This window comes from Gemmobacter caeni (assembly GCF_003054195.1).
In the GTDB taxonomy this organism is placed as follows: domain Bacteria; phylum Pseudomonadota; class Alphaproteobacteria; order Rhodobacterales; family Rhodobacteraceae; genus Gemmobacter; species Gemmobacter caeni.
On sequence record NZ_QBKP01000048.1, the window covers coordinates 1 to 7,110 of the forward strand.

8 protein-coding genes and 1 pseudogene are annotated in these 7,110 nt (G+C 58.9%); all 9 read right to left on the minus strand.

Features of this window, described 5'->3' with window-relative positions; all coding sequences use genetic code 11:
- Nucleotides 1-894: replication initiator protein A (locus tag C8N34_RS25345; RefSeq protein WP_108131015.1), on the minus strand; the 894-nt coding region annotated here is incomplete at its 3' end.
- A gap of 282 nt (nucleotides 895-1,176) precedes the next feature.
- Nucleotides 1,177-2,478, minus strand: coding sequence for a plasmid recombination protein (locus tag C8N34_RS25350; protein ID WP_108131016.1), 1,302 nt, complete (start codon nucleotides 2,476-2,478; stop codon nucleotides 1,177-1,179).
- 202 nt (nucleotides 2,479-2,680) lie between these two features.
- On the minus strand, nucleotides 2,681-3,082 hold the full coding sequence (locus tag C8N34_RS25355) for a DUF2442 domain-containing protein (protein ID WP_108131017.1): 402 nt from the start codon (nucleotides 3,080-3,082) through the stop codon (nucleotides 2,681-2,683).
- On the minus strand, nucleotides 3,075-3,314 hold the full coding sequence (locus C8N34_RS25360) for a DUF4160 domain-containing protein (protein WP_108131018.1): 240 nt from the start codon (nucleotides 3,312-3,314) through the stop codon (nucleotides 3,075-3,077). Before C8N34_RS25360 ends, C8N34_RS25355 begins: the two co-directional genes overlap by 8 nt.
- A 129-nt stretch (nucleotides 3,315-3,443) precedes the next feature.
- A complete protein-coding gene (locus tag C8N34_RS25365; protein ID WP_108131019.1) occupies nucleotides 3,444-4,391 on the minus strand; it encodes a hypothetical protein in 948 nt (315 codons plus the stop codon).
- Between the two features lie 90 nt (nucleotides 4,392-4,481).
- Nucleotides 4,482-6,002, minus strand: coding sequence for a hypothetical protein (locus C8N34_RS25370; protein ID WP_108131020.1), 1,521 nt, complete (start codon nucleotides 6,000-6,002; stop codon nucleotides 4,482-4,484).
- A 7-nt stretch (nucleotides 6,003-6,009) separates the two neighbouring features.
- Complete coding sequence (locus C8N34_RS25375) at nucleotides 6,010-6,276, minus strand: hypothetical protein (protein ID WP_145693925.1); 267 nt, start codon at nucleotides 6,274-6,276, stop codon at nucleotides 6,010-6,012.
- A gap of 158 nt (nucleotides 6,277-6,434) precedes the next feature.
- Nucleotides 6,435-6,824: a MerR family transcriptional regulator gene (locus tag C8N34_RS25380; RefSeq protein ID WP_108131022.1), complete on the minus strand. Its 390-nt coding sequence runs from the start codon at nucleotides 6,822-6,824 to the stop codon at nucleotides 6,435-6,437.
- Nucleotides 6,825-6,898: 74 nt separating this feature from the next.
- Nucleotides 6,899-7,110: pseudogene (locus C8N34_RS26730) on the minus strand (replication initiator protein A); the annotation flags it as partial.

The following is a 7,110-nucleotide window of genomic DNA, read 5'->3' on the forward strand; positions in this document are numbered from 1 at the left end:
GACGTAGTAGTCCCAGCCGAGTGAGCGGGCACGAGCGCGGGCCTGTTCTTCTGCCCATTCTGGGATTGTGATGGTTGGGGAAAGCGCCATCTGGACGGATCGAGGGCGCACTGTCACCAGGTCGGCCTCGTCGATCTCGAAGCGGTAGAAGGGTGTCACATCGGCCTTGATGATCTCGCGCAGGTTATGGCGAAAACGCTTTATCGGGGCGTTGCTGCCCGTCTTGTTCTGAAGGTTGGTCAGGCTGATTTGCCACTTCGGAGAGCTGCCGCAGTGCTTGCGGGCAATCTCATACAGTCGCCGTTCCAGCGGGCGCCGAAGGCGGAAGTAGTCATGAGAGATTGTGACCACCTGGTCAGTCTCGATTGCCCGCATCAGCCAGCGTGACAGCTTCACCTCGCAGTAGTCCAAGCGGAACCGTTCGTCGTCGGTCCGAACAAACCCACCTTCGTCGATCAGTGAGAAGATGCGGGTTTCGATCTTACCGCCGGACTTGATGTTGGTGACGAACTGCGCTCCTTGAAGGCGGGCAAAGGCGTCTTCCAGGCGCTTGTAGTGGTTGCCGCCGATCGGGCGGTTGGTCGCAACGGACAGCTCCCGCGCCGAGAAGCGCACTGTGTCCCCGATGGGCTCGCCCCGGTTCTTGCGCGCCATCAGCTGGCTGATGGTGAAAATCAGAATGTCCTTGTCGAAGATCGTGGGCAGACCCAGCCCCGATGGTCTGATCTTCAGGACATTGTCGCCGCTACGATATTCGAGGTGGCGCATGTCCGGTTTCGTCGCCAGTGAGAACAGCGGGTGTTCCATCGACGCCATGTCGTCTTTCGGCACAGCATCCGCGATGTCGAGGACAAAGAAATCAAGGTTTGGGTGGCGATCCGGCAGAAGACTCATATGGAAAAATTTGACCTTTCAGGAACTCACTTGTTTGACCTATCAGGAACTGGATTGGGTGGGAAGTCTGTTTGACCCTTTCGGAACCAAAGTTTGACCCTTTCGGAACCAAAGTTTGACCCTTTCGGAACCAAAAGCACGATTTTCGTGATTAGTTTTAATGTATTGTCTGGCGCGTAACTTACTCCGTAGGTAACACTAATAACACTAGGGCTTTCCGCCCGTATCGCGCCTGGAAACCCACTACTTGCGCAAACTGTGATGGTCGATTTGCTGAGAAGATCAGAAGTCCAGACCCCGCGACCTGTGCTTGGACTGAACCGGCGCTTCCTGCTCAACCTCGATCTTCGGCTTCGGCTCGCGCTGAACGGTTTTTATGACCTCTGGCGCCCGTAGGCCGAGGTTCTGCTCATTCCGGATCACGGCGGCTTCGGCGTTCTGCGGCCAGAGCTGGGCATGGCTGGGGTAGGGAATCCGTTCATCACCGCGCAGCTGGGCGAGAGCGTTTTTCACGAAGGCTTCCGTCTTGGCGCAGAAGTCCGCGCATTTGGCGATGACGGCCGTCAGATGCATCCGGTCGGTCAGGGCCGGGAAGAAGGCCCGTCCAGCCTCATACCCCTTTTGGTCGTCGTCCATGCCCATGCCGAAGCGTTGCGCTGTCGTAACGACCTTTTCCGCGTCCTTGCGCACATCGTTGATGATCGGCCAAGGGTCGGTTTTCGTGCCATCCACCAGCGACGTGTGTAGCTCCCATGCCCGAGGAGCCTCATAGGCCGCAGGCGCGCGCCTGTGGGCCCGTATCTCCCTCTGGAGCAGGAGAAGGTCGCGCAGATCGTCTATGGCCTCTGGAGGTAGCTCTGAGACGCTCAGTAGGGCACGGACAACGTCTGGCGTCCGCACCTGGTCCCGCAGCACCTCTTCTCGGGTCTTGTCCTTCACCAAGCCATAGGTTTCGGGCGTTAGGTGCTGTCGATCGGTGATGACGCGGCGGGTGCCCCGTTCGATCTGTGCATCAAGATGTTGGCGCGACCAATCGGCCCAGGACGTCTGCAGGGCGGAATACTCGTTCCGCTCGCCCGTTGCAGCCTTCAGCTCGACCAGGGCCTTCTGGGTGGAGATCATCGGCTTGCCGCGGCTGTCACGCACCGGGGCAATCATCAGATCCACCACCGCGCCGCCGGCCTCGTCCAGATCGAGGCGCGCCCCGAAGACCGATCCCTTCCCGGCCCAGCTTTCCGCCCATGCCTTTGCCTGGTCGAACAGGGCGCGGTTGCGGGGATTGTCGGGGTCATGCAGATCGCCCGCCGCCTTCACCCATTCCGGAGAGATCACGCACAGCGCCTGCATGCAGAGGGGCGCGCCTTTGCGTTCACCAGCCCCCAGCTCTGCCTTGTGGGCTTTGTGAGCTGCCAGATAGTCCCGGTCGCTCTGAGGGGCCTTGGACCATGCCAGCGCAGCACCTGGTTCAGCGCCTTCCCGCAGCCGTGCCTGGCTGGTTTCGTCAGCGCGTTCAGCGTGGAGGGTGGCACCGCGCAACTGGGCGATGCTGGTGATCTTGTTGACGCGGATAGCGGCCTTGAACATCAGAGATAAGACTTACGACTTGTGACATGTGAGGCCGGATAAAAGATAAAGGATTTACGCGGCAGATGATGGGGTCAGGGTAGGCGGGAAGTGCAGAATTGTCATTTCAAATGACAACCCACTAGGCAATTCCCTACGGGCCGCTCCGCTAATTGCCATGGGCCAGAGGCGCTGCGCCCTCTTGGATCACCAGCTAAGCACGTCAGGCCTGTTTGCGTGGCCTGCCGCCCTTTGCCCCGTTCGCCCGCGCCGCTGCCGACTTTGCGGGCGATGTGGCCTGTCCTGCCCGTCGTGCCATGTAAGCCTTCGTGCCGAACAGCCCCGCCAGCAAGCCAGGCACGGACAGGTCTGCATCGAGGGCTTCCCAATGCAGACCATAGCCCGCGCCGAGGATTTCGACCGAGTCCAGCTCGTCATCCGTGGCGGTTTCCAGCCCTTGCGCCATGCGGGGCGGAAAGGCGAAGGTGCAGCCGTTGGTCAGGTCGACGATGACGCGCCCGTTTTTCCGATCATAGCGCGCGGATGTTGCGCGCGGTTCGGTCTGTTGTGCGATGCGGCCCCGCTCTAGGGCTGCGTTGATTTCGGCGTCTGTCAGGTCAGCCATGGATTTCCCTCCATTTAGCCAGAAACTGTTCCTGCTGGTCGCGGACCAACTGCAAGGCGCGGCGCAGATCGTTCGCCTTCATGTCTTCGGCCCAGACAAGGTCCGGAAAACCGTTAGACCCGATCAGGTTGATCTTGGCCTGTCCGTCCCCGAACACATGCACATGGGCTGGCTCGTGATCGTCGGTGAAGATGATGACGCGCAGACCATGCGCCCGGTAGATCGTGACCATGAGTGAAAATAACCTATCGCGATGGGTTTTTCAAGAGTCTGCCCGCACCATGTGCGCGGAACACGTGTAACGGTTGCGTTACAATGCCCAGGCTCGGTGTGGATCTTTGCAGTTTAATGGGGTGATAGATCATGCCCATGACGCCAGTGCTTCGCCATGGTTGTTCCACCATCGCGCCAGCCTTTCGGCGGCTTCTAGTCCTGCTTCGATCTCGACCATCTGCGCAATAAAAGGGGTCTGAGTGTCCAGTTGTGGAGTGTCGATGACTAGGCCGAGTGATCTGCCTGCCGGTCGAATATAGCCGCCAATCTCCGACAGACTGGTCGGCACCGGGAGTTCGCCCGCCTTCATACCCCATCCGCCGAGCATGATTTTGACTGAGGCTGAAGGGGCCGTGCTGTCGCGGCATTGCAGTGACATCCGCGGCCGCGGCAACCTTCCCCAGGTGTGGAGTGTGCGCGGCACGTCAAAATAGATGGTGCGAGATTCAGTTGGCCGCACACCGTTTCCGTTCGGGTTGTGTTTAATCACCAGCTTTGGAAAGTGCCGCCGGGCAAATGCCTCGTATTCCGCGAAGAACGTTGCGCTGCTGGAGTTAGGAACCGGATCGTAGGGTGTGACAGCCTGCAGGATGGCGGCATCGAGCAGGGCCAGATCCTCACCTGACAGGACTTGGCGCAGCGCCTCGTAGCTGATCTGGTGATTGAAACGATGTGCATGTCGGCTGCCGCGCAGATAGACTTCGGGCGCCAACAGTACTGAAGCCGCGGCGATCCCTCGTGCGCGTAGTGCCGCAACGCTGGCCTCATAGCGATCAGGTTGCGGGTCGCCGCTGCGGGTGACGCTGTAGCCGGCGTCGATCTTGTTTTCGACCAGCAGGAGCATGTCCGTACTTGTTCGCAGTTCCAGGTCGATGCTGCCGCGATGGCCTGCGCCGTGATGCGGCGTTTGTCGCAGCACTCGGGAAAGGGTGCCGGTTCCCTCGACCAGTTTCAAGAAGTGGGTGGCAAATGCTGGGACATGTTCCAGCGCCTTGGCGAAAAGAATGTCGGTATCGCGTTCATAAATCCGGGTCATTGCAGGGTTCCGTTCAATCTGGCTATTTGCCCTGCCGGACGATTAGTCCGGCAGGTGGATGGTTTCCGACGCATCATGGAAAGCGGAAGTTCAGGGCTGCTTCATCGTCATATCTGCTGGAACTCGCCAACGGTTCAAAAGCACCTGCGTGCTTTCCTCGCGCCCATCGCGCCAGTGCTTTTCCCGCGCTTTGACATTGGCTGTGAGCCGGTCGAACGCAGCCTGCAGAACTCCTTCCGCGCGTCCGTCGTGAAGGGCTTCCTCCAGAAAGCGCAACGGCCCCTGTTCCCAGAAATTCAGCCTGTCGGGACTGGGTGGCTCTACAGGCGGCGGATCACTCATAATCCACGACCATTCCAGTGGTGCGCCCTTCTCGAAAGCGACATCGCGCGATCCAGGTTTGCCGTGCCCACCGCCCAGCCAGTAGCGCAAATAATCTGGCGTGACAGGTGTGTGCGTCCAGTAGTGGGCACAGTCCCTCGACCAGGGAAGCTGCCGGTCTCCGATTGGGAAAGCCTCGAAGTCGTCAAGATACCAGTCCACTTCGGGCTCCCCTTCGATCTCTCCCGAAACCTCGACAACATGCCGTTTTCCTTCGATCTCGATGTATTGTCGCGGGTCGGGGGTGATGAACATGTCGAACTGCAGTATCCCGTGGACGGTGTATTCCCGCTGGCCTCTTGCCAGCCGTTTCAGCGTGAAGGCACCGCGCGACTCGAACACGCCGCCACATTCGCTTGGGTTGACCGGTGCGACCGCAAGGCGAACGTCACGATAGACGGTCAGTTCCACGGGCTCTTCCGGTGTGTCCTTCAGATCTGCGATGTCTGGTGCAAGCTTGGCCATGACCTTCGCAGACCCATGCCGGACGTGAACCAGCGACAGACACGGGAACGGGAATACCTCTTCGGCATAAACTCCGCTGTTCCAGTTGGGGAATACGGGCGACGTGAACCATACGTTGTTGTCTGGGGCCGGATGGAAGCTGTCATCCTCCATGTCGCGACGGCTTGGAAGTTCCCCCATCCGCCGGATCAGTCCAGGCAGATCGTTGCTGTGTCCCAGCTTGCGGCCAAGGGCATTGACCATAAGGGCAAGATTTTCGGCAGGAATATCGGTGCTGTCCTCATCTTCGCCGCCATGCTGCTGCCACAGGCTCAACGGTGACAGAAGTTCGATTTGCCAGTCCTTGGGCGTCTCTCCGCAGATGAGGGCGGCCTCGCCGACAGCGGCGATGTATGGCTCCAGTGCCTTTTGCGGTTCGGACCGGTTGCGCCAGGTTTCCCGCAAGCCGTGGGGCACATCTCCGCCCATCGCTTCCATCTCGCGCATTGTCACTTTGGGCAACAACCAGCGCGCCAAGCGGAACTCCTCGCGCCCTTCCCGGCGGCGTTGCAGTTGCGCCAAAACCCGATCCTCAAAATCTGCCTTACTGACTCCCATCTTTTTTGCTCGTTGCCAGACGCGTGTCAGGAAATATGCTGCCTTGAGACGATCCGTGGTGTTGTTCAGGCGGGTGCCGTTTTGGACGGCTTTGGTGCGGATGTCTTCCAGACGGCGCTCCGCTTGTGCGGTGCGTTCTTGGCCACTCTCCTTGTTCGTACGGTTCATCTTGTCTTCACATCCTGCGGTAGCGGGCGCCTCCGCGGGTTTCCCGCAGCGGCATGACAGTGACGACCCGGCTGGTGTCGTCGCTCCAGATGACGGCATAGCGCGCCAGCCGGTCGTCGACGTTCAGCTTATGCGCGCTGGTCCGGCTGACGCGCAGGAGGCGGCAGTTGTCTCCGATAGGCCGGTCCACGTCGGCGTGTTTCAGCAGCGTTTCCAGAAAGTTTTGCGTCACTCCCCGCGTCTGGCAGCGAACTTTAGCGTGATGCGAAATCATCGTCTTCTCCATACTTGGGATAGGGAGATGATGAGGGGGGGAGTGGCTTTGGCGAAAGCCGAAATCAGAAACTTAGGTTAATAAATTTCAGTATTTCTGCTGTATAAAAATCAGCACTTTGTGTTGAGGTGCAAGTCCCCCAGGCACCGAGGACAAGATCATCGTCCAAACAAGCGTGAGATAAAGCTCTTTGATGGGCGCTGGTCGGCTAAAAGTGCGGTGGCTTGCTGCCTCCAACGATCCCGATCTTCCCTCAGATCGGCTATGACTGCCTCCTTGTCAGATAGGCGTTCATGCGCGGATTCAAGACGCGCCTGTAACTCCCTGATAGTTCCGTCAATATCGGTTTTTGCGAGGGTGTTCGCTGGGGTTTCCTCTTGTTCGCTAGAAGCGGTTGGCGGGTAAACCCTATGCAGTTCAGAAGGATCAATGTGAAACGTGCCTGTTTCATCCTTGCGCGCAGAAACACGGCCACTTTTTATAGCCTTAGATATTGTCGCCTTGGATTTTCCGGTCGCTTTTGCGGCCTCGCCTAAGGTGTATACCATGGTGTTTTCTGCTGTTCGCATATCTGTAATGGTGAACCGTTTACCTGTTTCCGTCTAGTATTTTCTGGCGATGTTCAACCCCGTAGGTTCTCTTGCTTCTTGCAGTAGGCCACGAATGCAGCCCCTACGTTCTTCGGCGGGTTCCCCTTGGCTGCGGCGTCGTGCGCAAAGGCCAGCCAATTGGAGCGCATGACGTAGTAGTCCCAGCCGAGTGAGCGGGCACGAGCGCGGGCCTGTTCTTCTGCCCATTCTGGGATTGTGATGGTTGGGGAAAGCGCCATCTGGA

What these genes read in the sequence shown, in the direction of transcription:
- C8N34_RS25350 (WP_108131016.1), bottom strand. Translation starts at nt 2,478, where the DNA reads ATGTTCAAGGCCGCTATCCGCGTCAACAAGATCACCAGCATCGCCCAG.
- C8N34_RS25355 (WP_108131017.1), bottom strand. Translation starts at nt 3,082, where the DNA reads ATGGCTGACCTGACAGACGCCGAAATCAACGCAGCCCTAGAGCGGGGC.
- C8N34_RS25360 (WP_108131018.1), bottom strand. Translation starts at nt 3,314, where the DNA reads ATGGTCACGATCTACCGGGCGCATGGTCTGCGCGTCATCATCTTCACC.
- C8N34_RS25365 (WP_108131019.1), bottom strand. Translation starts at nt 4,391, where the DNA reads ATGACCCGGATTTATGAACGCGATACCGACATTCTTTTCGCCAAGGCG.
- C8N34_RS25370 (WP_108131020.1), bottom strand. Translation starts at nt 6,002, where the DNA reads ATGAACCGTACGAACAAGGAGAGTGGCCAAGAACGCACCGCACAAGCG.
- C8N34_RS25375 (WP_145693925.1), bottom strand. Translation starts at nt 6,276, where the DNA reads ATGATTTCGCATCACGCTAAAGTTCGCTGCCAGACGCGGGGAGTGACG.
- C8N34_RS25380 (WP_108131022.1), bottom strand. Translation starts at nt 6,824, where the DNA reads ATGGTATACACCTTAGGCGAGGCCGCAAAAGCGACCGGAAAATCCAAG.